Consider the following 25,450-nt stretch of genomic DNA (forward strand, 5'->3'; position numbering starts at 1 on the left):
CTCTTCCCGAAGTCCTCTACCACTCCTTCTCGAACATCCGCGCCACTTCGGCGATGCGCATCTCGTCGCGCCGGTAGTAGGTGCGGCGCCTGATCCGCTTGGCGCGCAGCAGACCGATGCCGGCGAGCAGGCTGAGGTGGGTGCCGGCCACCTGCCGGCGCACGCCCAGTTTCGCCGCGACGACGTCCGCCGTGACGCCGTCCTCGACGAGGTCGCCGTGCCGCTGTGGCGGGAAGTGCCGGGCCGGCTCCTTCAGCCACTCCAGGATTTCCAGTCGCCTCTCACTCACGGGAGTCCTCAGCATCCTCGTCCCCTCCGTCCCTGCGGCCGGCGCTCCCCCGGTACCGCGTCTCCCCACTGTTCCGCAGCCGGGGCCGCCGCGTCCCGCACTCCGCGAGCCTTGGCCTGGATCGAACACCTTTGCCACACATGGGTGTTCGGTCGAACTGCCGGGAGACGGGCGGGGGCCCGGCCGCGCGGTGCGGCCGGGCCCCCGCTTCGGGAGAGAAGGGCGGATCAGCGGTGGCTGAACCACGACATGGAGGACAGGGCCTTGTCGTCGTAGCCGAACAGGGCCTGGTTCTCCCAGCCGTTGCCGGAGGTGGCGTCGGTCGGGTCCCAGCCGTTGCCGGTGACGGCGGTCCAGGTGGACTCCCAGTAGAAGACGCCGAGTCCGCGGCCGTTCGGGACGGCCTCCACGATGCTCGCCACGTCGTTCATCCACCGGGTCTGGCCGGCGACGGAGGCCGGATAGCCGGACACCAGCTCGCTCGAGAGGTCGATGATGTTCTCGTGCGAGTCCTCGCTGTCCAGCCGGAAGGGGTACGCCGTCTCGGCGACGAAGACCGGCTTGGAGTACCGGGAGGCGGCGTCGTCGAGGGTGGTCTGGAAGTCGGCGAGGGTGCCGTGCCAGTACCCGTAGTACGACAGGCCGATGACGTCGAACTTCACCCCGTTGGAGACGGCGTTGTCGAACCACCAGCGGGTGCCGGCCAGGTCACCGCCCTTGGCGAGGTGCAGCGCCACGGTCGTACCGGAGTTGACCGCCTTGACGGCGTCGTAGCCGGAGTTGAGCAGTCCGGCGAGCTGCGACCAGTTGTCGGTGGAGCCCGTGGACCACAGCATGCCGCCGTTGATCTCGTTGCCCACCTGCACCATGTCCGCTGTGGTGCCCTGTGCCTTCAGGGCGTTGAGGACGTCGTAGGTGTGGTTGTAGACGTCCGTCTTCAGCTGACTGTACGAGTGCCCGGCCCACGCGGCGGGCACGATCTGCGCCCCCGGGTCGGCCCAGATGTCCGAGTAGTGGAAGTCCACCAGGAGCTTCGTGCCCTGCGCCTTGATGCGCTTGGCCGCCGCCAGGACCCGCGCCTTGTTGTTGTAGCCGTCGGCGGGGTTCACCCAGACCTTCACGCGCGCGTAGTTCTGCCCGGCGTTCTTCAGGACGGTGAGCGCGTCCTGGGTGGTGCCGGAGCTGTTCTTGTAGACGCCGCCGAGGGCTTCGCTCTTGATGAGCGACGACACGTCCGAGCCCTTGATGGACAGGCCGGTGGAGCCCGACGCGAAGGTCAGGTCGTCGACGTTGATCCAGTTCCCGGCGTTGGCGTCGGAGTTGATGCTGATGGTGCACTGGTTGTTCGTCACCGCGATGGAGGTGACGATGCGGATCCAGCCGCTGGACGAGACCGGGATGGCGGTGCGCTGCTCGGCGCTGCCGCAGTTCTTCAACGCGATGTACGCGGAGTTCTGGCCGCCGCCGGAGCGCACCCAGGCGGTGAGCTTGTAGTTCCCGTTGGTGAGCCCGGACAGGTACTGGTACGTCTCGACCTTGTAGGCGGAGGCCGAGTAGTGCGAGAGGCGGTAACTGCCCGCGTGACCACCGGACTCGGTGAAGGAGGCGGAGTTCTGCCCGGCCGCCGAGTACGTCGACCAGCCGGACGGTGTCGCGGTGCCGGCGCCGTCGGTCTCGAAGCCGGCGTTGGTGAGGGTGGTGGCCGCCTGCGCGGTCTGCGCGGGCAGGACCGTGAGGGCGAGCCCGGCGGCGAGCGGCAGCAGCAGGGTTCTGAGCGTGCGTCTGGGATGGAACATCGTCGTCCGTCGTCCCTTCGACGTGATGGATGGGGATTCCCTCGTGCGGTGAGGGACCCCCTTCGCCCGCGGCTCGCGGCTCCACGGGCGAAGGGGGAGTCGGCTCAGCCGTCGAGTCGCACGACCCGTACGGCTCCCGCCGGGACCGCGAGGCGGCCGGCGGCTCGTTCGCCCGTCAGCAGTTCGGTGCCGGAGGTCTCCAGCGGCACCTTGGCGTCGGTCGCGGTGTGGTTGATCGCGAAGAGGTAGCTGCCCGTCTCGCCGGAGCGGCGCACGACCTCCACGTCGTGCGGCAGATCGGCACGCGGGGCGATCGCCGCGTCCTCGGCGGCCCGGCCGAGCAGCGCGTCCAGGCCCTCCTGGCCGAGGCGGGTGGAGACGTACCAGGCGGTGCCCTCGCCGAGCTGGTGCCGGGTGACGGCGGGGTGGCCCGCGGTGAGGCCGTCGGCGTAGGTCCAGACGGTCTCGGCGCCGCGCGGCACCACGAACTCCGTCCACACGTCGCCGACGAGCTCGCCGCCCTCGGGGCCGGTGACGCGCACGCTCTCGCCCTGGAGCAGCGGCGAGAACTCCTCGACCGTCAGGCCCAGTACGTCGCGGAGCGCGCCGGGGTAGGCGCCCTCGTGGACGGCGTCGTGCTCGTCGACGATGCCGGAGAAGTACGACACGACCAGGGTGCCGCCGTTGGCGACGTACTCCTTGAGGTTGTTCCCGGCCGCCTCCGTCATCAGATACAGGGCGGGCACCACGACCAGCGGGTACGGCGAGAGGTCGGCCTCGGGGTGGGCGAAGTCGACGGTGAGGTGGCGGTCGTAGAGGGCCTCGTAGAAGGCGTCGGCGCGTTCGCGCGGGTCGGCGTCCTCGCTGGGCCGCCAGTCGAGGTTCTGCGCCCACCAGGAGTGCCAGTCCCACAGGACCGCCACGTCGGCCTCGGTGCGGGTGCCGCGGATCGTGCCGAGCGAGTCGAGGGAGGCGCCGAGTTCGACGACCTCGCGCCACACACGGGTGTCGGTGCCGCCGTGCGGGACCATCGACGAGTGGAACTTCTCGGCGCCGCGCCGGGACTGCCGCCACTGGAAGAACATGGCGCCCTCGGAACCGCGGGCCACGTGGCCGAGGGAGTTGCGGGCCATCTGGCCGGGGGCCTTGGCGGGGTTGCGCGGCTGCCAGTTGACACCCGAGGTGGAGTGCTCCAGGAGGATCCAGGGGGCGCCGCCGGCGACGGAGCGGGTGAGGTCGGCGGCCATCGCGAGGTTGACGTGGGTGCGGCGGCCGTCGGTGATCAGGTAGTGGTCGTTGGTGACGAGGTCGACCTCACGGCCCCAGGCCCAGTAGTCGACCGAGTCGCACTGGCTGAGGGCGGTCATGAAGTTGGTCGTCACCGGGACGCCGGGCGCGAGGCGGTGCAGGATGTCCCGCTCCGCACGGAAGTTCTCGCGCATGGTGGCGTCGGCGAACCGCTTGTAGTCCAGCGCCTGCCCCGGGTTCCCGACGGTCGGGGTGGCGCGCGGCGGGTTGACGTCCTCGAAGCTCGCGTAGCGCTGGCCCCAGAAGGCGGTGCCCCAGGCCGCGTTGACCGCGTCGACCGTGCCGTACGTCGTCTCCAGCCAGCGGCGGAAGTGGGCGGCGCAGGAGTCGCAGTAGCAGGCGGAGACGGGCACGCCGTACTCGTTGTGCACGTGCCACATCGCCAGCGCCGGGTGGTCGCCGTAGCGCTCGGCGAGGCGCGTGGTGATGTTCGCCGCGGCGGCGCGGTAGTCCGCGTTGCTGTGACATATCGCGGCGCGCGAGCCGAACTCGTAGCGCACGCCCTCGGGGGTCACGGGCAGCGCGTCGGGATGGTCGCGGTAGAACCAGACCGGCGGCGCCACCGTGGGTGTGCCCAGGTCGACGCGGATGCCGTTGTCGTGCAGCAGGCCGATGACGCGGTCCAGCCAGCCGAAGTCGTACTCCCCCGGTGACGGCTCCAGCAGAGCCCAGGAGAAGATCCCGACACTCACCATGGTGACGCCGGCCTCGCGCATCAGGCGGACGTCGTCCTGCCAGACGCTTTCCGGCCACTGCTCGGGGTTGTAGTCCCCACCGAAGGCGAGCCTGGTGAGGCCCTTGGGGTTGGTCTCCGGCATGGATGTCTCCCGTTTAATCGATCATTTGGGAACGTGCACACACAGCGGCGGCGTTCGGAGCCCAACATAACCGCACAGCAACAACCATTGACAAGTGTCCGGGATGTTTCTCTACTGTGAACGCTCACAGACAGCATGGCAGCTCCTCGCGACGGGCGGGGAGCCCGCTCATGCGATCGCATGGCAGGTTTTCGCACCGGGCGAGAACCCAGGTCAGGGGAGAGATCCATGCCCAACACGAAGCGCCGGCGGCTCTTTGTCAGAGGTGCTGCTGCCACCATCGCCGTCGCCCTCGGCGCCACCGCACTCGCCGCCTGCGGCTCGTCCGACGAGGACAGCGCCGAGTCCGGTCCGGTCTCGCTCACGTACTGGACGTGGACGCCCGGCATGGACAAGGTCGTGGACCTGTGGAACAAGGGCCAGGGCAAGAAGGACCAGATCACCGTCACGGTGAAGAAGCAGGCGTCCGGCGACACGCTGGTCACCAAGATCCTCACCGCGCACAAGGCCGGCAAGGCCCCCGACCTGGTCCAGGCCGAGTACCAGGCACTGCCGACGCTGGTCAGCAATGACGCGCTGGCGGACATAGCGAAGAACGTCGGCGACGCGAAGAGCAAGTTCGCCGACGGTGTCTGGCAGCAGACGACGCTCGGCACGGACGCCGTCTACGCGGTGCCGCAGGACATCGGCCCGATGATGTTCTACTACCGCGCGGACCTCTTCAAGAAGTACGGCCTGACGGTCCCGACGACCTGGGAGCAGTTCGCGGCGACCGCCCGCGCGCTGAAGGAGAAGGCTCCGGAGACGGACCTCACGACCTTCTCCGCCAACGACTCCGGTCTCTTCGCGGGCCTCGCCCAGCAGGCCGGCGCCAAGTGGTGGACCACCTCCGGCGACAAGTGGAACGTCGGCATCAACGACGCGGCCACCAAGAAGGTCGCCGACTTCTGGGGCGGCCTCGTCAAGGAGGGCGCCATCGACAACCAGCCGATGTACACCCCGGCCTGGAACAAGGCGCTCAACACCGGCAAGCAGATCGCCTGGGTCTCCGCCGTGTGGGCCCCGGGCACCCTGACCACCGCCGCGCCCGACACCAAAGGCAAGTGGGCCATGGCCCCGCTCCCCCAGTGGTCGAACAGCGAGAACGTCACCGGCAGCTGGGGCGGATCCTCCACGGCCGTGACCACGGACTCGAAGCACAAGGAGGCCGCCGCCAAGTTCGCCGCCTGGCTGAACACCGACGGCGACGCCCTCAACGCCCTGGCCAAGGAGAGCGGCATCTACCCGGCCTCCACCTCCGCCCAGCTCAGCGGCGCCTTCACCACCCCGCCGGACTACTTCTCGAACCAGGCGGACTTCTACACCACGGCCGCCAAGATCGCGAAGACCACGGCGCCGTCGGCCTGGGGCCCGAACGTGAACGTCGCCTACACGACCTTCAAGGACGCGTTCGGCGCCGCCGCGAAGGACAAGTCGGACTTCTCCGCCGCCCTGGACAAGATGCAGGCGGACACGGTCGCCGACCTCAAGAAGCAGGGCTTCGAGGTCTCCGAGTGACCATCGCACGCCGGAAGCCGTACGGGGTCAAGGGGGCCCCGTACGCTTTCCTCCTCCCCGCGACGATCCTCTTCGCCCTGTTCTTCGCACTGCCCATCGGGTACGCGATGTGGCTCAGCTTCCGCAAGGTGCACGTCTCCGGCCTCGGCCTGGGTTCGGGTGCGCGCAAGGAGGTCTGGGCCGGCCTCGAGAACTACACCGACGCCTTCACCGACAGCGAGCTGCTCGACGGCGCGCTGCGCGTCCTCGGCTACGGCTGCATCGTCGTCCCGGTGATGCTGGGCCTGGCGCTGCTGTTCGCGCTGATGCTCGACTCCGAGAAGGTGCGGCTCACCTCGTTCACCCGGCTCGCGATCTTCCTGCCGTACGCCATCCCCGGCGTGGTGGCGGCGCTGCTGTGGGGCTTCCTCTACCTGCCCGACGTCAGCCCGTTCTACTTCGTGCTGGAGAAGCTGGGCATGCCGCAGCCGGACCTGCTGGACGGCGGTCCGCTGTACGTAGCCCTGTCGAACATCGCGGTCTGGGGCGGCACCGGCTTCAACATGATCGTCATCTACACCTCCCTCCAGGCCATCCCGGCCGAGGTGTACGAGGCGGCGAAGCTGGACGGCGCCACCCCGACGCAGATCGCGCTGAGGATCAAGATCCCGATGGTGGCACCCTCGCTGGTGCTGACCTTCTTCTTCTCGATCATCGCCACGCTCCAGGTCTTCAACGAGCCGACCACCCTCAAGCCGCTCACCAACTCCGTGTCCACGACCTGGAGTCCGCTGATGAAGGTGTACCGGGACGCGTTCGGCACCGGGGACATCTACCAGGCGGCCGCCGAGGCCGTGATCATCGCCTTCGCCACGCTGGTGCTGTCCTTCGGCTTCCTGCGGGCCGCGAACCGTCGCAACAAGCAGGAGGCAGCACGATGAGTTCTCTTGCCGTCCAGAAGGCCTCCTCGGCCGCCGGCGCCACGGGCACCGCCCAAAGCCGTCCGCCGCTGCGCGGCCGGATCGCACTGGTGCCGACGATCACACTGCTGCTGGGAGCGATCTACTGCCTGCTCCCGGTGGCCTGGGTGGTGATCGCGTCCACGAAGTCCGGCAGCGAGCTGTTCTCCACGTTCACCTTCCTGCCGGGCAGCGGCTTCACCGACAATCTGCACGACCTCAACGCCTACCGCGACGGCATCTACTGGCAGTGGATGACCAACTCCGCCCTGTACGCCGTTCTCGGCGCGCTGCTGTCGACGTGTGTGTCGGCGTTCAGCGGCTACGCGTTGGCGACGTACCGCTTCCGGGGCCGCGAGACGCTGTTCAACGTCCTGCTCGCGGGCGTGCTGATGCCGCCGATCATCCTCGCCATCCCCCAGTACCTGCTCATGGCGAAGGCGGACCTGACGGACTCCTACTGGTCCGTGCTGCTGCCGCAGATCCTCTCCCCGTACGGCGTCTACCTCTCGCGCATCTACGCGGCCGCGGCCGTGCCGAGCGACGTGGTGGAGGCCGGCCGGATGGACGGGGCGAGCGAGTGGCGGATCTTCACCAGGGTCGCGCTGCCGATGATGGTGCCCGGCATGGTGACGGTGTTCCTGTTCCAGTTCGTGGCGATCTGGAACAACTTCCTGCTGCCGTACATCATGCTCAGCGACGACGAGAAGTTCCCGATCACGCTCGGCCTGTTCACGCTCCTCGAACAGGGCGCCAACACCCCGGCGCTCTACACGCTGGTGATCACCGGCGCGTTCCTGGCGGTGATCCCGCTGGTGGCGCTGTTCCTGGTCATTCAGCGGTTCTGGAGCCTGGATCTGCTGTCCGGAGCCGTAAAGTCATGACCATGAACAATGGTGCGGGGGGCCGGCGCAGACCGCCGACCATCCACGACGTGGCGCGGGAGGCGGGAGTCTCGCGGGGCACGGTCTCGCGCGTGCTCAACGGTGGACACTACGTCAGCCCTTCCGCGGCCGAGGCGGTCAACGCCGCCATCCGCAGGACGGGTTACGTCGTGAACCGGCACGCCCGTTCCCTGATCACCGGCCGCTCCGACTCGGTGGGCTTTCTGTTGACCGAGCCCCAGGAGCGGTTCTTCGAGGACCCCAACTTCAATGTCCTGCTCCGCGGCTGCACACAGGCGCTGGCCGCGCACGACATCCCCCTGCTGCTGATGCTGGCCGGGACCGAGGACGAGCGGCGGCGCATCACGCGGTACATCACCGCCGGGCATGTCGACGGGGTGCTGCTGGTCTCCAGCCACTCCGGGGACCCGATCGCCACGGAGCTGCGCGAGGCGGGCGTCCCGCTGGTCGCGTGCGGCAAGCCGATCGGGATCGGGTCCAAGGTGAGTTACGTGGCCGCCGACGACCGCGACGGTGCCCGGGACATGGTGCGCCATCTGCTGGCGCAGGGCCGTCGGCGGGTCGGCGTGGTCACCGGCCCGCTGGACACCCCCGGTGGTGTGGAGCGGCTCGCCGGCTACCGCGAGGTGCTCGCCGAGGCGGACGTCGACTACGACGAGCGGATCGTCGTCTCCGGTGACTACAGCCGGGCCAGCGGTGAGGCGGGCGCCGAGCGGCTGCTGGCGCAGGCACCGGACCTCGACGCGGTGTTCGTCGCGTCCGACCTGATGGCGCAGGGCGTGCTGACGGCGCTGCACCGGGCGGGCCGGCGGGTGCCCGAGGACGTCGCCGTGGGTGGTTTCGACGATTCCCCGGCGGCGACCGCGGCCAGCCCCTCCCTCACCACCATCCGTCAGCCCTGGGACCGGATCAGCAACGAGATGGTCCGGGTGCTGCTCGCCCAGATAGGGGGCGAGGATCCGGCGGCGGTGATCCTTCCGACGGAGCTGGTGAAGCGGGAGTCGACGTAGCGGACCGGGCGGTGCGCGCCGAACCGGTCAGGATCGGAGAAGCCGTCAGCCGCTCCCCGGCCTAGCGTGAGTAGTGCGGGAACACGGACCCGTTCCCGCCTACCGCACGTCACCGAGGAGAACGCCATGAGCGCCGGCATGCAGACGATCATCTACCCCGTCAAGGACCTCGGCCGGGCGAAGGCCCTGTTCAGCGCGCTGCTGGAGGTCGAGCCGTACGCCGACGAGCCCTACTACGTCGGTTTCAAGGCCGCCGGGCAGGACGTCGGTCTCGACCCGAACGGACACGCCAAGGGCATGACCGGACCGGTTCCGTACTGGCATGTCACGGACCTGCGCGAGCGGCTCGCGGCGTTGGTGGCGGCGGGGGCGGAGCTGCTTCAGGACGCGCAGGACGTCGGCGGTGGCCGGCTGATCGCCTTCGTGAAGGACGCGGACGGCAACCTGGTGGGGCTGCTCCAGGATCCGGCCGCCTGAGGCGCCCGCGGAACCGCTTGCACCCGCACTAGTTGCACACTCAATGAATCGCCGTTTTGGTGTTACCGTGCGGGTATGGCAGCGAAGACGGCCGGGGCGGGCCTCGAGGATCGGTGGCGGGACATCCTGTCGGTGCACGCGCGCACGATGTGCGAGATCGATCGCGCGCTGCACCCGCACGGCCTCGGAGCGAGCGACTTCGAAGTGCTGGACATCCTCGCCGCCGAGGCGCCCCGGGAGGGCGACCACTGCCGGGTGCAGAACCTGGTCGGACGGGTGCACCTCAGCCAGAGCGCGCTGTCCCGCCTCATCGGCCGCCTGGAGAAGGAAGGCCTGGTGGAGCGTTCCGTCTGCGTGGAGGACCGGCGCGGGGTGTGGGTCGCCCTCACCCGCAAGGGCCGCGACCTGCACACCGAGGTACTGCCGCTCCAGCGGGCGGTACTGGGCCGGATGCTGGCCGAGTCCTAGGTCGTGTCCGCAAAGTCAGGGGAGCCAGAGTCGTAGGCAGGCGAGGGTGACCAGGGCCTGGTAGTGGCGGGCGCGTTTGTCGTAGCGGGTGGCCAGGGCTTTGTTGTGCTTGAGCCTGTTGAAGCAGCGTTCGACGACGTTGCGCCGGCGGTAGGCCGCGCGGTTGAGCCGGCACCGGCTCTCGCCTCGCCGGATACGGCCGTTGATCTGGTCGATCCGCTCGGGGATGGCGGCCTTGATGCCTCGTCGGCGGAGATAGGTGCGGATCTTCGTGGACGAGTAGCCCTTGTCGGCGGCCACCAGTTCCGGCCGGGTGCGAGGACGGCCCGGCCCGCACCGCTCGATGCGGATGCGGGCCATGACCTGCTCGAACTGGGTGCAGTCGTTGACGTTGCCAGCGGTGAGGGTGAAGGCCAGGGGTCGTCCCCGGCCGTCGCAGGCGAGGTGGATCTTCGTGGTCAGTCCGCCGCGGGACCGGCCGATCGCCTCGCCCGGCCAGGGCCCCCTTTTCGGGCCCCGGCGGCATGCTGGTGGGCCCGCACGGTCGTGGAGTCGATGCATACGATCGACCAGTCGACGGCTCCCACGGCGTCGGAGTGCTGTTGGACGTGGGCGAGCAGGCGGTCCCAGGTGCCGTCCGCCGACCAGCGGCGAAAGCGTTCGTAGACGGTCTTCCACGGCCCATAGCGCTCGGGCAGATCCCGCCAGGCCGCGCCGGTGGACAGCTTCCACCAGATCCCGTTCACCACTTGGCGGCGGTCCCGCACCGGCCGGCCCATCCGGGGAGGGGCCAGCAACGGTTCGATCACCGCCCACGACTCATCGCTCAGCTCATGACGACGCACCATGAACCGACCAACGAGCAAGCGACTTTGCGGACACGCCCTAGGGCGTGTCTGACAATTCGCGTCGGATCAGCGCGCGGCGTCTGGTGCGGTGCATCGCAAGGCGGAGGATCGCCCGCGTACTGGATGTACTCGGGTGATCCGACAACGCGGCGAGGTGCCGTGCCAGGCGTCGCGCGCCCGGCGGGAATTGTCAGACACGCCCTAGGCCTCCCGGCTCCCCCGGGAGGCGGGGGAGCCCCGATCCGGGGAAGCGTCCGTGGGTCAGCGGGCCAGCAGGGTGCGGACTCCTTCCGAGGTGAGCGTCAGCGGATGGTCGCCGGCCGCGTCGATGGACAGGGACAGCTCACCGGTCGGCCACTGCGCGGCGAGCGCGCCGAGGGGCACGAGTCGGTAGCGGGCGACCTCGGGCAGCAGGTCCGCCATCTCCGGTTCGGAGGTGAACACCGGCACCACGGGCGCACCACCGGGCTGTTCGAGGACGGGCAGCGCGACCGTGGCCGGGTTGGTGACGTCCTCGTCGATGGCGTCGTCGGGCACGGGCACGAGAACGTCGCAGTGCGCGAGCGTGTCCAGTGCGGCGGTGTTCTCGGTGTCCCGGGCCAGCGCGTCCAGCGCCAGCGCGGCGGGGTTGTTGATGCGGTCGTGCGCGGGTGTCTCCATGACGGTCTCCCCTGGTAGCGGCCGGTAGCGGCGGTCCGGCCACGCGTACCCGACCGGCAGGCGCTCAATCCCCCGTCGGCGGTCGGGCGGCCTACCACCACATGCCCAGCACAAATCCGGGTGATCCGTGCGATCCGTGTGATCCATGGGGAGGCGGCCCGGGGTCCGCCCGGAACGGGTTCCCGGCCGACCCGGAGACGCTCCGACGCCGGCGCCGGCCGCGTGGAAGCCCTCACTCCGCACCTGCCGCTGGACCATCATCCGGCGCTTCGACCACACGTGTCGCCACCCGTGCCTACGTCACGCGCTCGCCGCCAGGTGCTCTGCGGGGCGACGCGGACCGGGCGGCAGACCCTTCACGAGGTCGACGCGGGTCCCCGGGCGAGGCAGGGCCTAGGAGGGGTGTCGGCGGGCCGACTCGTTCTCCTGGGCCATGCGCCTGAGCGCCATCAGCGCGGGCTCCAGGAGGACGGTCAGCAGCAGCGCGCGTTCGGCGGCCTCCAACGGGTCGGTGAGGTCGTCGAGTTGGTCGAGATCGAGGATCGCGGTGCGCTCGGCCAGATGCGCGTACGGCAGCAGGGTGCGCCGGTCCAGCGGGACGCCGAGGGAGCGCAGCGAGGACAGGGTCTCGGCAAGGGTGGCCCGGGCGGGCGCCGACTCGTGCACGTCCCAGCCCAACTCCTCGACCAGCGCACTCACTTCGGCCGCCTCCGGCGCTTCCTCGGCGGGCTCGTCGTCCACCCGGAGCGAGCCCAGGGCGAGACCGAGCAGGCGGTGGGTGTCGCCGGTGTGCTCCGCGAGGGCGTCCAGCACCTCTCGGGTGGTGCTGACGGAGAGTCCCCGTACGCCGGTCAGGGCGCGGATCAGGCGGAGTCGGCGCAGGTGCTGGTCGTCGTACTCGGCCTGGGTCGCCGCCGTCTGCCGGCCGGGCCGGAGCAGGCCCTCGCGGAGGTAGTACTTGATCGTCGTCACGGAGACGCCACTGCGGCGGCTCAGTTCGGAGATGCGCATGCGGTTCGGCTCCGGTTCCTGCGGTTCGGTTTCGGTTCGGCGCTGCCCTTGAAAACTGGATACCTCTACTGTCTAACATAGATAGTAGAGGTATCCAATATCCCTTCGCGTCGCCGAGAGAAGGCAACAGCCATGCCCACCCTGCGCTGGACCACCGTCAACACCCCCGCTCCGGACACCGAGGCGTTCGTCATGACCTCCCGGTTCGAGGTGCGCTCACTCAAGGACGTGCCCCGTTTCTTCGCGCAGTCCCTCAGCGCCTGGAAGCAGGTCTCCGGCGCGCCCGGCGCCTACGGGGCCTCACTGATCGCCCAGCCGCTGAAGCGCACCTTCTGGACCCTGTCGGCCTGGGAGGACAAGGCCGCGCTGTACGCGTACGCGCGGACCGAACCGCACAAGTCGATCATGCAGGGGCTGCGACCCACGACGAAGGGCTCGGTCTTCACGTTCTGGGAGGTACCGGCGGCCGACCTGCCCATCGACTGGACCGACGCCCGACGGCGGCTCGCCGACCAGGAACGGACCGGCGCCTGAAACCCCTCCCCGGAAGCCGCCCCCCTGGGGTGCACAGCTGAGCGCAGCCCCGCTTGAATGATCGAATGACCGGAGGGTTAGCATATGAGCGCCACCTAGCTCGAAAGATAGGCCCGTGACGCTCAACGACGATTCGTTCACCAACTGGAAGAACCGCGAGGAGATCGCGGAGTCGATGATCCCGATGATCGGGAAGCTGCACCGCGAGCGGGACGTGACCGTCCTGCTGCACAGCCGCTCCCTGGTGAACAGGTCGGTGGTCAGCATCCTCAAGACCCACCGGTTCGCCCGCCAGATCGCGGGCGAGGAGCTCTCGGTCACCGAGACGCTGCCCTTCCTGGAAGCCCTCACCGCGCTCGACCTCGGCCCGTCGCAGATCGACCTCGGCATGCTCGCCGCGACCTACCGGGCCGACGACCGGGGTCTGTCGGTGGCGGAGTTCACCGCCGAGGCCGTGGCCGGCGCCACCGGCGCGAACAAGATCGACCGGCGCGAGCCGCGTGATGTCGTCCTGTACGGCTTCGGCCGCATCGGCCGGCTCGTCGCCCGCCTGCTCATCGAGAAGTCCGGCTCCGGCAACGGCCTGCGACTGCGCGCCATCGTGGTGCGCGGCGGCGGCGAGCAGGATCTCGTCAAGCGCGCGTCCCTGCTGCGCCGCGACTCGGTGCACGGCCAGTTCCAGGGCACGATCACGGTCGACGAGGCCAACAACAAGATCATCGCCAATGGCAACGAGATCACGGTGATCTACGCCGACGACCCGAGCCAGGTCGACTACACGCAGTACGGCGTCCGCAACGCCATCCTCATCGACAACACCGGCAAGTGGCGCGACCGCGAGGGCCTCTCCAAGCACCTGCGGCCCGGCATCGACAAGGTCGTGCTGACCGCGCCCGGCAAGGGCGATGTGCCGAACATCGTGCACGGCGTCAACCACGACACGATCAAGCCGGACGAGCAGATCCTGTCCTGCGCCTCCTGCACCACCAACGCGATCGTCCCGCCGCTGAAGGCGATGGCCGACGAGTACGGCGTGCTGCGCGGCCACGTGGAGACCGTCCACTCGTTCACCAACGACCAGAACCTGCTGGACAACTACCACAAGGCCGACCGTCGCGGCCGTTCGGCGCCGCTGAACATGGTCATCACCGAGACCGGCGCCGCCTCCGCCGTCGCCAAGGCGCTGCCCGACCTCAAGGCGCCGATCACCGGCAGCTCGATCCGCGTGCCGGTGCCGGACGTCTCGATCGCGATCCTCAGCCTGCGGCTCGGCCGGGAGACGACCCGCGAGGAGGTCCTCGAACACCTCCGCGAGGTGTCACTGACCTCGCCGCTCAAGCGCCAGATCGACTTCACCACGGCGCCGGACGCGGTCTCGATGGACTTCATCGGCTCGCGCCACTCCTCGATCATCGACGCCGGCGCCACCAAGGTCGACGGCGACAACGCGATCCTCTACCTCTGGTACGACAACGAGTTCGGCTACTCCTGCCAGGTCGTCCGGGTCGTCCAGCACGTCTCCGGGGTGGAGTACCCGACGTACCCGGCGACGGGCGTCTGAGACCGACGACGGAGAGAAGGAGTGGGGCGCCCTGGGCCGAGGGCGCCCCACTCCCGTGTGTCAGGCCGACGTCTCCGGGCGGTCGGCCTCGGCCCAGTGGGTGTGGAAGGCGCCGGGGCGGTCGGTGCGCTGGTAGGTGTGGGCGCCGAAGTAGTCGCGCTGGCCCTGGAGAAGGGCGGCGGGCAGGCGCTCCGCGCGCAGGGTGTCGTAGTGGGCGAGCGCGGCCGAGAAGGCGGGCACGGGGATGCCACGGCGGGCGGCGGAGGCCACGGTCTCCCGCCAGGGCACCTGCGCGTCCGTGATCTCCATGGCGAACTCCATCTCGCCGAGCAGACTGACCAGGTCCGGGTCGGCGGCGTACGCGGCACGGATGCGGTCGAGGAACGTGGCGCGGATGATGCAGCCGCCGCGCCAGATCCGGGCGACCGATCCCAGGTCGATCTTCCAGCCGAACTCGCCGGCCGCGTCCTGGATCATCTTCCAGCCCTGGTCGTAGGCGATGACCTTCGAGGCGTACAGGGCGTGCTCGACCTGTGAGGTGAAGCGGGTGGCCTCGGTGCGGCTGAGCGGGGGCGTGGTGCCGCCGGGGAGGCCGGCGTAGGCGGCGCGCAGTGCGCTCTGGCCGGAGGCGGCGCGCGCGAAGGTGGCCTGGGCGATGGCGGTGACCGGGGAGCCCAGGTCCAGGGCGGTCTGCACGGTCCAGCGGCCGGTGCCCTTCTGACCGGCGGCGTCGGCGACGATGTCGACGAACGCCAGGCCGGTGGTGGCGTCGGTGTGGGCGAGGACCTCGGCGGTGATCTCGATGAGGTAGGACCCGAGCCGGCCCTCGTTCCAGGTGCGGAAGATGTCGGCGATCTCCGTCGGGGTGTAGCCGGCGACCTGGCGCAGCAGGTCGTACGCCTCGGCGATGAGCTGCATGTCGGCGTACTCGATGCCGTTGTGCACCATCTTGACGAAGTGCCCGGCGCCGTCGGTGCCGATGTGCGTGGCACAGGGCTCGCCGCCGACCTTCGCGCTGATGGACTCGAACATCGGGCCGAGGACGTCGTACGACTCGGTCGAGCCGCCCACCATCACGGCCGGCCCGTTCAGCGCGCCCTCCTCGCCACCGGAGACGCCGGCGCCGACGAAGTGGAGACCGCGCTCGCGCAGGGACTCCTCGCGGCGGCGGGTGTCGGCGTAGTGGGCGTTGCCACCGTCGATGATCATGTCGCCGGGCTCCAGGAGCGGGGCGAACTCGTCGATGACCGCGTCGGTGACCGCGCCCGCCTGCACCATGATCATCAGCCGGCGGGGGCGTTCGAGCGCGGCCACGAAGTCCGCGGCCGACTCGGCGGGGACGAACGCGCCCTCGTGGCCGAACTCCTCGACGAGCGCGCGGGTGCGACCGGCGGAACGGTTGTGGACGGCGACGGTGTAGCCGTTGCGGGCGAAGTTGCGCGCGAGGTTGCGGCCCATCACGCCGAGGCCGGTGACGCCGATGGCGGCGGTTGCGTTCACGAGGTACGTCCCTAGGATCGGTGGCGTGGTCGGAGGGGCGGGCGGCCCCCCGGTACCCCCAGGTACGGACCGTCGGCCGGTTCTTCTCGATCCGTCACCGATTCCTTGCGGCGATCGGCGATTCCGTGAGCCGGTCAGGACCGGTCGAGCCACCCGGACACCGCCGGGCCGGCCGGGTCGCCCGACCCGCTACCGGCGTCGCCAGGGCAGCCCCGCGGGGTCGGCCTCGGTGTTCTCGGCCCGGACCAGGGCCTCGCTGATGGCCTCGCCGATGTCCGCGAACTGGCGCACCTGCTCGGGGGTGAGGGCGTCGAACACCGCTCGGCGTACGGCCTCCACGTGCCCCGGGGCGATCTCCTCCAGCAGGGACCTGCCCTGGTCGGTGAGGAAGGCGAGCTGGCCCCGGCCGTCGGCGGGGTCCTCCCGGCGGTCCACGAGACCGACCTCGCGCAGCCGGTTCACCGCGTGGGTGAGCCGACTGCGGGTGATCTTCAGACGCTGGGCGAGCTCGGACATGCCGAGGGTGCTTTCCGGGGCCGCGGAGAGGGAGGCCAGCACGCTGTAGTCGGCGTGTGTCATACCCGCGTCGCGGCGCAGCTGCCGGTTGAGATGGTCGGCGAGCAGGGTGGAGAAGTCGATGTAGGCCAGCCAGGCTCGTTGTTCGTCAGCGTTGAGCCAGCGGGGCGTCGTGGACATGGGCACACCCTACGGGGTGGGCCCATGTCCGCCCGAAGAGCCGAAACGTCTGGACCAGCGGGAATGGCTGGACCGGACCCGGATCTCCTTCGGGGTGGTGAGCAGACCGTTCACCATGTGGCCGGCGCGGCCGCGGGGCGGCCGGTCAAGTGGTGGCGCAGGCGCCGCCGTTGAGCGTGAACGCGGTCGGTGCGGTGTTGGTCGCGCCCTTGCTGCCGATGAAGCCGACGGTGACCGAACCGCCGGCGGGGACGGTGGACGTGTACGAGGCGGGGGCGACGCTCACCGAGCCGCCGCTCTGGGTGGCGGTCCCGCCCCACATGTTGGTGACGGTCTGGCCGTCGGCGAAGGCGAAGGCGAGCTTCCAGCCGGTGATGGCGGTGGTACCGGTGTTGCGCAGGGTGATGTCACCCTGGAAGCCGCCGGGCCACTCCCCCACGACGCGGTAGCCGACGGAGCAGGCCACGGCGGGCGCGCTGCCGGTGGTGACGTTCACCGAGGCGGAGCGGGCGGAACGGTTCCCGGCGGCGTCCCGGGCGTAGACGGCGAAGGTGTACGCGGTGTTCGCGGTGAGGCCGGTCACGGTGGCGGAGTTGGTGGTCGAGGCGGCGACACCGGTCTCGGTGGTGCCGTTGATCCGTACGACGTCATAGCCGGCGACACCGACGTTGTCCGTGGCGGCCGTCCAGGTGAGCGTCGCGGAGGTGGCCGTCACTGTGGCGGCGGTCGGGGTGCCCGGGGTGGTCGGGGCCTGGGTGTCGCCCGGGGTGCCGCCACCGAAGATCGTGGCCTCCTCGGCGGTCCGGGCGATGCCGTTGACGCCGTTGAAGATGCGCTGGCCCCATGAACTGAGCTGCGCGGGATCGAAGTTGAGCGTCAGGTCGAGGATCGGATCGGTGTTTCCACTCCAGGACCAGGCGAGGTAGCCCAGGTCGAGCTGCTGGGCGGTGGCCATCATGGTGTCCTCGTCGGGGTCGCCCCACTGGTCGGCGGGGCCGCCGAACTCGCCGATGAGGATCGGGAGTCGGGCGTCGACGAAGGCGTTCAGATAGTCGGTGATCTCCGCCGCGGTGTCGAAGACGCTGTACATGTGGATCGAGAAGATCAGGTTGCCGGTGGTGTCGGCGGCGTACACGGACTGGGCGTTGGCGCGCATGACGCCCTGCCAGTCCTGACCCCAGTTGGGCGCGTCCACCATGATCGTGTGCTGGAATCCGGCGTTGCGCAGCTTCTTGATCGCGGCGATGGTCGGATCGGTCCAGCCCGCCGGATCGGTGTTGCCCCAGGGCTCGTTGCCGATGTTGACGATGATGTAGTTCTCCTGGCCGGCCAGTACGTCCTTCAGGCCGATCCAGTAGTCGGCCGCCTGGTCGAGCGTGCCGGCGGCGGTGTCCTCGCCGTACCCGGTGGTGTCGTGCACCTCCAGTACGCAGATGAGCCGGTTGGCCTTGCACTGCGCTACGACGGTCGCCACGTCCGACGCGCTGTTCGCGCTCCAGCGGTGGCCGTCGGCGAGGACGACGCGCACCGCGTTGGCGCCCATCGCCTTGATGTCGGCGAGGGACTGCTGCGTCCTGCCCGGATACCAGGTGTGGGCGTGGTTCACGCCGCGCATGACGAAGTCGTTCCCGTTGCTCTCGACCAGCCGGCCGTCGCTGATGTGCAGGCCGGTGGCGAGGGCGTCGGGCGATCGGGTCTGGGCCTGGGCGGCGGCCGGGCACAGGGCGCCGACGAGGACCAGACCGAGGAGGGCCGCGAGTCTGGTCAGCAGCGTGCCCAGCGGGTGCGCCCGCGACGCGCTTCGGGTCGTCCTCCTTGCCGTGCGCATGGCCGTACGCATCGCCGTACGCATGGCCCTGCGCATTGCCGTGCCTCTCTCCGTGCTTGCCTTCGTGCTTGTCTTCGTGCTCCTTGCCGTGCTCGTTGTCGTGCTCCTTGTTGTTCTCACTGCGACTCCAGAAGTGAGGCCACGAGACTCGGGCGGCAGAGGGGGTGGGGGGTGTGGGGGATGGCATGTGGGAGCGCTCCCATGAAGCCACTGCGTCAAGTACACGTCAAGACCTCGCGCAGGGTCCCGCCGGAAGAGGGAAGGCTCTCGAGCCCTGCGGCGGGACCCATGAACGCGTATCGCTGGGAATCAAGCACGCAATACCCCCCTACTGTCGACAGAAATGCGTTCTGGGCGCAACCCACCTCTTGACCAGCCCCTAGTGTCGACACTAGGAAGGAAGGGAGCGCCGCTTCGCGTCGCGTACGACTGCCGAGACCGCCTTGCGAAAGGGGTCCATGTGACCGCCAGACTCTCCGGGAAAGTCGCCCTCGTCACCGGCGCCGGCGCCGGGATCGGCCAGGGCTGCGCGCTGCTCTTCGCCGAGCAGGGCGCGACCGTCGTCGGCTGCGACATCGACCCGGCCGCGGCCGAGCGGACCCGCAAGGCGGCCGCCGACCGGGGGCTGGCCGTCGAGGTCCTCGCCCCGCTCGACATGACCGTCCCCGCCGACGCCCGTCGCTTCGCCGACGAGGCGGGCGAGCGCCACGGCCGGATCGACGTCCTGGTGACGGCGGGGGCCATCGCCCCGTACATGGCCACGGCCGCCGAGATGGACTTCGGCACACAGTGGTCGCCGACCCTGCGCGGCGAGGTGGACGTGGTCTTCCTGCCCGTACAGGCCGTGTGGCCGCACATGGTGGCCTCGGGGGGCGGCTCGATCGTCAACTTCGCCTCGGTGAACGCCTTCCGGGGCAGCGGGACCTTCGGGATGGTCGCGCACTGCGCGGGCAAGTCGGCCGTGCTCGGACTGACCCGTCAACTCGCCGTCGAGGGAGGCCCGTCGGGAATCCGCGCCAACACCATCTCGCCCGGCATGGTGCGGACGCCCGCGACCGAGTCCGCCGGGGCCCACGAAGGCGCGGCCCGGGAGGCACTGCTGGCCCGGATCCCGCTGGGCCGGGTCGGGACGCCCGAGGACATCGCCTGGTGCGCGGTCTATCTGGCGTCGGAGGAGTCGGCCTGGGTGACGGGCGGCAACTTCCCCGTCGACGGCGGAGTGCTGGCCAAGTGAGGTGTGTTCAGGGGGCGTCGCGGCGGGCGTTACGAAGCGGCGCGGCGGCCGCGTACGGGCTTGCGTCCGCGTGCCGCGCCGTCCTGCTCCAACTGCTCCTCCACGGCCCGCTGCGCCCGTACGGTCGCCCCCGCGATCAGGGCGGAGGCCAGCTCCCCGTCACGCTCCTCGCAGGCCTGGAGCAGCCGTTCCTGGTCGTCGACGCTGTGCGCGAGCCGGCCGGCTCGGGTCAGGCTGAGGTGCCGCAGCATCAGTGTGCGCAGGGCCAGCGAGTCCAGGATCTGCTTCAGCGTGGGGTTGCCGACGATCTCGGTCATCCGCTCCTGGAGCAGCACGTGGTTCCAGAAGTACCCGTCCACGTCACCGTCGTCGGCGAGCTTGCGCATCCGTTCGACCCGGGTGCGCAGCTCGGCCAGCTCCTCGTCGTCGGCCCGCTCCACCAGCAGGCCCGCGAGCATCGACAGGAGGTTCTTGCGCACCTGGTAGATGTCCCGGATGTCCTGCGGGGTCGGCGCGGCCACCCGGGGGCGGCGGCGCGCCTTCATCTCGACCAGGCCCTCCTGTTCGAGGAGCATCAGTGCCTCGCGGACGGGCGTACGGCTGGTCTCGAACCGGCGTGACAGATCGACGCTGTTGAGGTCCTGACCGGGCTCCAGTCGACCCTCGATGATGCCCGCGCCGACCCATTCGGCGATCTGCGCGACCAGCGGTTCACGCCGGTCCCGCAGCCGCAGGAGGCGCTCCAGCACGAGGTGCGTGTCCTGATCGGTCATGCGGCACTTCTCCCTGCCTGTCCGGGCTCACAGCCGATGCAACGGTGTCGACACTATCTCACCCCAGGGTGGTCTACACCGGAGATCCGCCGCTTGCTGTCGACAGACAGGTCCAATACCGCAGTTCGACCCAGAAGTGAACAGAAACGTCGGCAAAAAGGTCGGCAGAAAAGCCACCAGAAACGTCGACGTAAAAGTTGACGAAACGTCGACGTAGACCCGGTCACCGGAGAAACGAGGAGACATGAAGCGAGTACGCACGAGTCCATCGGCCCTCACCAGACGTTCCGTGGTGGGCGGCGCGCTGGCGGCGATCGCGGCGACGGGCGTCACCCAGGGTACGGCCGAGGCCGGCGCCGCCTCCGCCGGGGAGCCGGGGAAGCCGTGGGAGCCGGTGCCGGTGCCCGCCCAGGTTCCGGTGAGCGAGTACCAGGTGCCGGTGTCCGGGGGCGGCAGCCTGTGGTGCTGGGACACCGGGGGTGACGGGGAGGCCGTGGTACTGCTGCACCCCGGCTCGGGCAGCGGCGAGAGCTGGCCGTACCAGCAACCGGTGCTGACCGCGGCGGGGTTCCGGGTCGTCGGGTACTCACGGCGTGGCGCGTACGGGTCGGTGGCCGGCACCAGGGCCGATGCCGACACCGCCTCCGGCGACCTGGACACGCTCGCCGACGTGTTGGGCCTGGGCCGCTTCCATCTCTCGGGTTCGGCGGCGGGCGGCCCGGTGGCGATCGACTACGCCCTGTCGTACGGGGACCGGCTGCGCAGCCTCACCGTCTCCGGGAGTGTCATGGGCGTCCAGGACGCGGAGTACGCGGAGCTGACCGCCGCGCTCCAGCCCGACCCGTTCGGCGACATGCCGGTCGACTTCAAGGAGCTCGGCCCCTCGTACCGGGGCGGCGACCGGAACGGGGTGGCGGCCTGGCTGGAGATCCACGAACGCGCCAGGACCTCCGACGCCTTCGCACAGTCCCTCGCGAACACGATCACCTGGTCGGCCCTGGAGACCCTCGCCCTGCCCGTGCAGCTCGTCACCGGAGACGCGGACCTGTACAGCCCGCCGTCCGTCATGCGCCTCAACGCCGGTCATCTGCGGGAAGTCGAGACGCATGTCGTCCGCGAGGCGGGCCACAACCCGCACTGGGAGCAGCCGGCCGTGTGGAACCGGCTACTGATCGACTTCCTCCGGCGGCACCGCGGTGGTCGCCCCTAGGGGCGGCTCCTGGACGTCGAGCGCGACCAGGAAGCGGGACACCATGTTGTACGCGGCCACGGTCGCCGTCAGTTCCACCAGTTCGACGTCGGTGAAGTGGGCGCGGAGGGCGTCGAACGTCCCCTCGCAGACATGGACGTCGCGGGTCATCGCATCGGTGTAGGCGATGACCCGTCGACGGCGCTCGTCGAAGTCCGGTCTCTCGCGGCGCAGTTCGGCCAGGTCGGCGTCGCTCAGCCCGGCCGCCCGCGCCTCCGGCTCGTGTGCCGTCCACTCGTACCCGGCGCGGTTGAGCACGGCGATCCGCAGGATCACCAGCTCCCGTATGTCCGGTGGGAGCCGCAGGCGTCCCCGGATCGCGCCGAGCAGGCTGTTCCAGCCGTCGGCGAGCTGTGGACTGTGCAGCAGCATCCGGTCGAGGGGGCGCAGCGCACCGCCCCTGCGGGCGCGGACGCGGTGGGCGATCCCACCGGTGCCTTCGGTGTCGGGGAGCCTGGCCACGCGGGGTCCTTTCGTGGGGTGGCGGAAGCTACAGAGGCCGGGGGCAGCGGGCCAACAGCCGCATGGCCTCGAGCCGTTCGACGGTGCCCGCCCGCACGGAGTCCCCGAAGACCATCGCCTCGGTGCCGGTGAAGGCCGACCACCGCGGCAGCGCTCCCCCGTTCGGGTCGCCCGTCCCGACGAAGCGGGCCCAGGCGTCCGCCATGGTGCGCGCCAGCTCCCGGTCGGTCCCGGTCCACGGCCAGGGCCGGCAGTCCAAGGTGTCGAGGGCGTAGGGGAGTTCGGCGGTGTGATGGACGCCGTACGCCGGGAGCCCGTCGCGCGGTGGCGCCAGGTCCAGGCCGTCCGGCAGCGGAGGGGTCCGGGTGAAGCGGTACATCCAGGTCGGCGCCGTCTCCCGATGTGCCACGGCCCACCGCCACACCGGGTGGGTGAAGCGGCTCTCGCCGGTGAACAGCCGTGCGGTGCGCCGGGCTTCCGCCATGTCCCGTACGGGATACAGCTCGTCCGTGCCGGGCTCCACCGGGAGCCTGCGCAGGACGTCGGGGGTGGCGTACACCGAGCCCTCGTCGGAGTTGCTGCCCACCAGCAGCGGTACGCGGTGCTGCCGGCCGGCGTCGAAGACCTCGTCGGTCGGCCGGGTCAGGATCCGCCCGTCGACGACGGGCCCGAAGTGGCCCCGGAGCACGAGCTCCGATCCGTCGAGCCGCCGCAGTCCGTCGATGTTCGGGTCGCCGAACCCCGCCGCCCAGCGCAGCCCCTGCTTCTGGGCGGCGGCCTGGTCCGCGAGCGGCCCCTCGGCGCGTCCGACCCCGGAGGCGCTCTGCCCCACGGCCGCGTGGAACAGGGGCCGGGCGGCTTCCGAGGCCATGAGGTGGCAGATGTGGGCGGCGCCGGCCGAGTTCCCCGCGAGGGTCACCCGGTCGGGGTCGCCGCCGAAGGCCGCGATGTTCTCCCTGACCCAGGTCAGGGCGGCGACGATGTCCTGGAGCCCGTAGTTGCCGGACGCGCCCAGGTCGTCCTCGGCGGCCAGTTCGGGGTGGGCGAGGAAGCCGAGCGCGCCGAGCCGGTGGTTCAGGGTCACCACGACGAGGCCCCGGCCGGCCATCGCGCGGCCGTCGTGGATCTCCTGGCCGCCGTGGCCGTAGCGGTTGCCGCCGCCGTGGATCCAGACCATGACCGGCAGTCCGGCGGCGCGTGCCGGGTCGGGTGTCCACACGTTGAGGTAGAGGCAGTCCTCGCTCATCACCAGCGCCCGCCGGTCGGCGAAGTTCGTGTGGTACATGATCGAGTCGCTGGGCGGCTGCGGCTGGAGGGGCGCGGGCCCGAAGGCGTACGCCCGCCGCTCGCCGTCCCAGCGGGCGACGGGCCGGGGCGGCCGCCAGCGCAGACCGCCGACGGGGGGTTCGGCGAACGGGATGCCCCGGAACACCGCCACGCCCTCGTCCCACTCCCCCGCGAGCCGTCCGGCGGTCGTACGGGCCCCGATCACGCCGGGGCCTTGTGCAGCTTGCCGTCCTTCATGATCGCCCGTAGCCGGTCACGGTCCTGGAGGATGCCGATCTCCGCCAGTGGATCACCGTCGACGAGGACGAGGTCGGCGAGGAATCCCTCCCGGATCAGGCCGAGTTCGTCCGCCATTCCCATGATCTGCCCGCCGTGGCGGGTCGCCGCGCGCAGCGTCTCGGCAGGGGTGAGGCCGAACCAGTCGACGAACAGTTCGAGGTCGCGGAGGTTGCGGCCGACCGGGTTCCACGCGAAGCCGTAGTCGCCGCCGGGGACGACGCGGATGCCGCGCCGGACGAGTTCCGGCACGACCTCGCGTACGGCATCGGCGGTGGCCTGGACCTCCATGCCCGGCTCGGGTTCGCTGCCGGCCTCGTGCAGATTGGCGTGGACGATGCCCGGGGTCGGGGCGACGAAGACCCGGTCACGGGCCGCTTCGAGCAGGTCGAGGGCCTCCTCGTCGGCGAAGGTGCAGTGGTAGACGGCGCGGACGCCGTGCCGTACGGCCATCTTGATCGACTCGGCGGCGTGCGCGTGCGCGGTGAGCCACACGCCGTGCTGCTGCGCGGCCTGCGCGGCGGCGGCGACCTCCTCCCCGGTGAACTGCACGATCCGGGAGGTCCCCTGGACGACCGCGCTCTCCCCGGAGAGCGACAACTTCACGATGTCGACGCCGAGTTCGGCCATGTCGGTGACGAACCGGGCCACCGAGTCCGGGTCGGAGGCCCGTCCCTCCACTCCCGGGAAGTCGTAGACGCCGGGTTCGACCATGCCCGCGCTGCCCTCCCAGGACGCGGCCCTCAGTCGCGGTCCGGGCATCCAGCCCTCGGCGAAGGCCTTGCGGGCGGCGATCTCCGTACCCGGGAGCCGGTTGCCGCCGGAGTAGGCGCTGGTGATGCCGTGGTCGAGCAGCACACGTCCGGCGTGCGCCACGAGCAGCGCCTTCTCCTCGACGGGCTCGTCCCGGCGCGGGGAGCGGTGTTCGACGGTGGAGCCGAAGCCCAGGTGGGCGTGGGCGTCGACCAGCCCGGGAAGCAGGGTGCCGCCGCCTCCGTCGATCACACGGGCTGCCGCCCGCCGGTCGCGCTTGAGCCGGTCGGTGACCGCCGTGATGCGGTTGCCCTCGACGAGGACCTCGGCCGGGAACGGATCCCGTCCGGTGCCGTCGAAGACCTGGACGTCGGTGAAGAGCGTCGGGTTCATGGCGTGGCCCTCCGGAAGCGGTGCCGCATCTCGCCGACTCCCCCGATACGGCTCACGAGTTCGTCGTCGGGCGTCAGGAAGCGCTGCGGGACGCGGCGGTTGCCGACGCCGGCCGGGGTGCCGGTGAAGATGAGGTCCCCGGGCAGCAGGGTGCAGAACTCGCTGAGATGCGCCACCAGTTGCGGTACCGGGAAGATCATGCCGGCCGTGCGGTCGTGCTGGACGGTCTCTCCGTTGAGTTCGCAGGTCAGTTCCAGGTCGTCGGGGTCGTCGAGTTCGTCGAGGCTCACCAGCGCGGGGCCCACCGGGCCGAACCCCGGGTGCGATTTGGCGAGCGAGAACTGGGCGGGTCGGCCCGCGAGTTGGGCGATCCGCTCCGACAGGTCCTGGCCGACGGTGAGCGCCACGACCGGCTCCCAGCCCTTCTCGACCGGTACCCGGCGGGCCTCACGGCCGATGACGGCGACCAGCTCCACCTCCCAGTCGACATGGCCGTTCGGCAGATCCACGGTCGTGCGCGGGCCGGTGAGGCAGGTCGGGAACTTGGTGAAGACCAGCGGCGCGTCGGGCTCCTCGTATCCCGCCTCCGCGGTGTGCGGGCGGTAGTTGAGGGCGACGGCGAAGATCTGCCGGGGTGCGGGGACGGGGGCCTCCAGTTCGCCCTCGTCGTAGGGGCGCCCCCCTGTGGCACCCCTGGACCAGTCGAGCAGGTCGTCCCAGCGCGCGAAGAGGTCCCCGGCGTACTCGGCGGGGACGTCGACGGCCCCGCTGTCGGTCAACAGCACTGGCCGTCCGGCGAGTTGTGCGATTCTCATCGGT

23 protein-coding genes and 1 pseudogene are annotated in these 25,450 nt (G+C 70.4%); 10 read left to right on the forward strand and 14 right to left on the reverse strand.

Annotation, left to right across the window (positions count from 1 at the left end; all coding sequences use genetic code 11):
* Positions 1-16: 16 nt before the first annotated feature.
* From G9272_RS05160 to G9272_RS05170, 3 genes are all read right to left on the reverse strand, one after another.
* Positions 17-304 (reverse strand): ArsR family transcriptional regulator, encoded by a 288-nt coding sequence (locus G9272_RS05160; protein WP_171395418.1) that lies wholly within the window; start codon positions 302-304, stop codon positions 17-19.
* A 212-nt stretch (positions 305-516) separates the two neighbouring features.
* A complete protein-coding gene (locus tag G9272_RS05165) occupies positions 517-2,085 on the reverse strand; it encodes a glycoside hydrolase family 53 protein (RefSeq protein WP_171395419.1) in 1,569 nt (522 codons plus the stop codon).
* A 104-nt stretch (positions 2,086-2,189) separates the two neighbouring features.
* Entirely contained in the window at positions 2,190-4,211 is a 2,022-nt protein-coding gene (locus G9272_RS05170) for a beta-galactosidase (protein ID WP_171395420.1), read from the reverse strand.
* A gap of 228 nt (positions 4,212-4,439) precedes the next feature.
* Between G9272_RS05170 and G9272_RS05175 the strand changes: the two genes are divergently transcribed.
* The 6 genes from G9272_RS05175 to G9272_RS05200 all read left to right on the forward strand — a co-directional run bounded on the left by G9272_RS05175 (position 4,440) and on the right by G9272_RS05200 (position 9,566).
* The gene (locus G9272_RS05175) at positions 4,440-5,768 is read left to right on the forward strand and encodes an ABC transporter substrate-binding protein (protein ID WP_171395421.1); all 1,329 of its coding nucleotides are present in this window, start codon (positions 4,440-4,442) and stop codon (positions 5,766-5,768) included.
* Positions 5,765-6,688, forward strand: coding sequence for a carbohydrate ABC transporter permease (locus G9272_RS05180; protein WP_171395422.1), 924 nt, complete (start codon positions 5,765-5,767; stop codon positions 6,686-6,688). The genes G9272_RS05175 and G9272_RS05180 overlap by 4 nt, the downstream gene beginning before the upstream one ends.
* Positions 6,685-7,590, forward strand: coding sequence for a carbohydrate ABC transporter permease (locus G9272_RS05185; protein WP_171395423.1), 906 nt, complete (start codon positions 6,685-6,687; stop codon positions 7,588-7,590). The genes G9272_RS05180 and G9272_RS05185 overlap by 4 nt, the downstream gene beginning before the upstream one ends.
* Positions 7,587-8,621, forward strand: a complete 1,035-nt coding sequence (locus tag G9272_RS05190; RefSeq protein ID WP_171395424.1) for a LacI family DNA-binding transcriptional regulator — start codon at positions 7,587-7,589, stop codon at positions 8,619-8,621. Before G9272_RS05185 ends, G9272_RS05190 begins: the two co-directional genes overlap by 4 nt.
* 126 nt (positions 8,622-8,747) lie before the next feature.
* On the forward strand, positions 8,748-9,098 hold the full coding sequence (locus tag G9272_RS05195; RefSeq protein WP_171395425.1) for a VOC family protein: 351 nt from the start codon (positions 8,748-8,750) through the stop codon (positions 9,096-9,098).
* A gap of 75 nt (positions 9,099-9,173) precedes the next feature.
* A complete protein-coding gene (locus G9272_RS05200) occupies positions 9,174-9,566 on the forward strand; it encodes a MarR family winged helix-turn-helix transcriptional regulator (protein ID WP_171395426.1) in 393 nt (130 codons plus the stop codon).
* A gap of 15 nt (positions 9,567-9,581) precedes the next feature.
* On the opposite strand, the pseudogene G9272_RS05205 reads toward G9272_RS05200, so the two are convergent.
* The 3 genes and pseudogenes from G9272_RS05205 to G9272_RS05215 form a co-directional block, all read right to left on the reverse strand.
* Positions 9,582-10,414: pseudogene (locus G9272_RS05205) on the reverse strand (IS5 family transposase).
* A gap of 261 nt (positions 10,415-10,675) precedes the next feature.
* Positions 10,676-11,074: an SseB family protein gene (locus G9272_RS05210; RefSeq protein ID WP_171395427.1), complete on the reverse strand. Its 399-nt coding sequence runs from the start codon at positions 11,072-11,074 to the stop codon at positions 10,676-10,678.
* A 393-nt stretch (positions 11,075-11,467) separates the two neighbouring features.
* Entirely contained in the window at positions 11,468-12,085 is a 618-nt protein-coding gene (locus tag G9272_RS05215; RefSeq protein WP_171395428.1) for a MerR family transcriptional regulator, read from the reverse strand.
* A gap of 132 nt (positions 12,086-12,217) precedes the next feature.
* Between G9272_RS05215 and G9272_RS05220 the strand changes: the two genes are divergently transcribed.
* Positions 12,218-12,619, forward strand: coding sequence for a DUF3291 domain-containing protein (locus G9272_RS05220; protein WP_171395429.1), 402 nt, complete (start codon positions 12,218-12,220; stop codon positions 12,617-12,619).
* A 115-nt stretch (positions 12,620-12,734) separates the two neighbouring features.
* Positions 12,735-14,180: a glyceraldehyde-3-phosphate dehydrogenase gene (locus tag G9272_RS05225; protein WP_171395430.1), complete on the forward strand. Its 1,446-nt coding sequence runs from the start codon at positions 12,735-12,737 to the stop codon at positions 14,178-14,180.
* A gap of 60 nt (positions 14,181-14,240) precedes the next feature.
* Here G9272_RS05225 and gndA read toward each other — a convergent pair whose 3' ends face one another.
* The 3 genes from gndA to G9272_RS05240 form a co-directional block, all read right to left on the reverse strand.
* Positions 14,241-15,680, reverse strand: a complete 1,440-nt coding sequence (gene gndA / locus G9272_RS05230; protein ID WP_171395431.1) for an NADP-dependent phosphogluconate dehydrogenase — start codon at positions 15,678-15,680, stop codon at positions 14,241-14,243.
* 189 nt (positions 15,681-15,869) lie between these two features.
* Positions 15,870-16,376, reverse strand: coding sequence for a MarR family winged helix-turn-helix transcriptional regulator (locus G9272_RS05235; protein WP_171395432.1), 507 nt, complete (start codon positions 16,374-16,376; stop codon positions 15,870-15,872).
* Positions 16,377-16,521: 145 nt separating this feature from the next.
* Positions 16,522-18,204 carry a cellulase family glycosylhydrolase gene (locus G9272_RS05240; RefSeq protein ID WP_171401848.1) on the reverse strand — a complete coding sequence of 561 codons (1,683 nt, stop codon included), beginning with the start codon at positions 18,202-18,204 and terminating at the stop codon, positions 16,522-16,524.
* 460 nt (positions 18,205-18,664) lie between these two features.
* On the opposite strand from G9272_RS05240, the gene G9272_RS05245 reads away from it, so the two are divergent.
* A complete protein-coding gene (locus G9272_RS05245; RefSeq protein WP_216377803.1) occupies positions 18,665-19,438 on the forward strand; it encodes an SDR family NAD(P)-dependent oxidoreductase in 774 nt (257 codons plus the stop codon).
* A 29-nt stretch (positions 19,439-19,467) separates the two neighbouring features.
* Here G9272_RS05245 and G9272_RS05250 read toward each other — a convergent pair whose 3' ends face one another.
* Positions 19,468-20,211, reverse strand: a complete 744-nt coding sequence (locus tag G9272_RS05250) for a GntR family transcriptional regulator (protein ID WP_171395434.1) — start codon at positions 20,209-20,211, stop codon at positions 19,468-19,470.
* A 244-nt stretch (positions 20,212-20,455) separates the two neighbouring features.
* On the opposite strand from G9272_RS05250, the gene G9272_RS05255 reads away from it, so the two are divergent.
* Positions 20,456-21,421: an alpha/beta fold hydrolase gene (locus G9272_RS05255; RefSeq protein ID WP_171395435.1), complete on the forward strand. Its 966-nt coding sequence runs from the start codon at positions 20,456-20,458 to the stop codon at positions 21,419-21,421.
* Here the strand turns inward: G9272_RS05255 and G9272_RS05260 are convergent.
* The 4 genes from G9272_RS05260 to G9272_RS05275 are packed head-to-tail and all read right to left on the reverse strand — an operon-like array spanning position 21,377 to position 25,446.
* Positions 21,377-21,922, reverse strand: a complete 546-nt coding sequence (locus G9272_RS05260) for a carboxymuconolactone decarboxylase family protein (RefSeq protein WP_216377804.1) — start codon at positions 21,920-21,922, stop codon at positions 21,377-21,379. The genes G9272_RS05255 and G9272_RS05260 overlap by 45 nt on opposite strands.
* A 28-nt stretch (positions 21,923-21,950) precedes the next feature.
* Positions 21,951-23,414 carry a carboxylesterase/lipase family protein gene (locus tag G9272_RS05265; protein WP_171395436.1) on the reverse strand — a complete coding sequence of 488 codons (1,464 nt, stop codon included), beginning with the start codon at positions 23,412-23,414 and terminating at the stop codon, positions 21,951-21,953.
* The gene (locus G9272_RS05270) at positions 23,411-24,631 is read right to left on the reverse strand and encodes an amidohydrolase family protein (protein WP_171395437.1); all 1,221 of its coding nucleotides are present in this window, start codon (positions 24,629-24,631) and stop codon (positions 23,411-23,413) included. The genes G9272_RS05265 and G9272_RS05270 overlap by 4 nt, the downstream gene beginning before the upstream one ends.
* Positions 24,628-25,446, reverse strand: a complete 819-nt coding sequence (locus G9272_RS05275) for a fumarylacetoacetate hydrolase family protein (protein WP_171395438.1) — start codon at positions 25,444-25,446, stop codon at positions 24,628-24,630. Before G9272_RS05275 ends, G9272_RS05270 begins: the two co-directional genes overlap by 4 nt.
* Positions 25,447-25,450: the final 4 nt, after the last annotated feature.

The sequence above is a fragment of the Streptomyces asoensis genome (genome assembly GCF_013085465.1).
Taxonomy (GTDB): domain Bacteria; phylum Actinomycetota; class Actinomycetes; order Streptomycetales; family Streptomycetaceae; genus Streptomyces; species Streptomyces cacaoi_A.

Bases quoted from the DNA above. Each gene is read 5' to 3' on its own strand.
- G9272_RS05175 (WP_171395421.1), top strand. From the start codon at position 4,440: ATGCCCAACACGAAGCGCCGGCGGCTCTTTGTCAGAGGTGCTGCTGCC.
- G9272_RS05215 (WP_171395428.1), bottom strand. From the start codon at position 12,085: ATGCGCATCTCCGAACTGAGCCGCCGCAGTGGCGTCTCCGTGACGACG.
- G9272_RS05185 (WP_171395423.1), top strand. From the start codon at position 6,685: ATGAGTTCTCTTGCCGTCCAGAAGGCCTCCTCGGCCGCCGGCGCCACG.
- G9272_RS05170 (WP_171395420.1), bottom strand. From the start codon at position 4,211: ATGCCGGAGACCAACCCCAAGGGCCTCACCAGGCTCGCCTTCGGTGGG.
- G9272_RS05275 (WP_171395438.1), bottom strand. From the start codon at position 25,446: ATGAGAATCGCACAACTCGCCGGACGGCCAGTGCTGTTGACCGACAGC.
- G9272_RS05190 (WP_171395424.1), top strand. From the start codon at position 7,587: ATGACCATGAACAATGGTGCGGGGGGCCGGCGCAGACCGCCGACCATC.
- G9272_RS05210 (WP_171395427.1), bottom strand. From the start codon at position 11,074: ATGGAGACACCCGCGCACGACCGCATCAACAACCCCGCCGCGCTGGCG.
- G9272_RS05200 (WP_171395426.1), top strand. From the start codon at position 9,174: ATGGCAGCGAAGACGGCCGGGGCGGGCCTCGAGGATCGGTGGCGGGAC.
- G9272_RS05270 (WP_171395437.1), bottom strand. From the start codon at position 24,631: ATGAACCCGACGCTCTTCACCGACGTCCAGGTCTTCGACGGCACCGGA.
- G9272_RS05165 (WP_171395419.1), bottom strand. From the start codon at position 2,085: ATGTTCCATCCCAGACGCACGCTCAGAACCCTGCTGCTGCCGCTCGCC.
- G9272_RS05250 (WP_171395434.1), bottom strand. From the start codon at position 20,211: ATGACCGATCAGGACACGCACCTCGTGCTGGAGCGCCTCCTGCGGCTG.
- G9272_RS05195 (WP_171395425.1), top strand. From the start codon at position 8,748: ATGAGCGCCGGCATGCAGACGATCATCTACCCCGTCAAGGACCTCGGC.
- G9272_RS05235 (WP_171395432.1), bottom strand. From the start codon at position 16,376: ATGTCCACGACGCCCCGCTGGCTCAACGCTGACGAACAACGAGCCTGG.
- G9272_RS05220 (WP_171395429.1), top strand. From the start codon at position 12,218: ATGCCCACCCTGCGCTGGACCACCGTCAACACCCCCGCTCCGGACACC.
- G9272_RS05240 (WP_171401848.1), bottom strand. From the start codon at position 18,204: ATGCGCACGGCAAGGAGGACGACCCGAAGCGCGTCGCGGGCGCACCCG.
- G9272_RS05255 (WP_171395435.1), top strand. From the start codon at position 20,456: ATGAAGCGAGTACGCACGAGTCCATCGGCCCTCACCAGACGTTCCGTG.
- G9272_RS05160 (WP_171395418.1), bottom strand. From the start codon at position 304: ATGCTGAGGACTCCCGTGAGTGAGAGGCGACTGGAAATCCTGGAGTGG.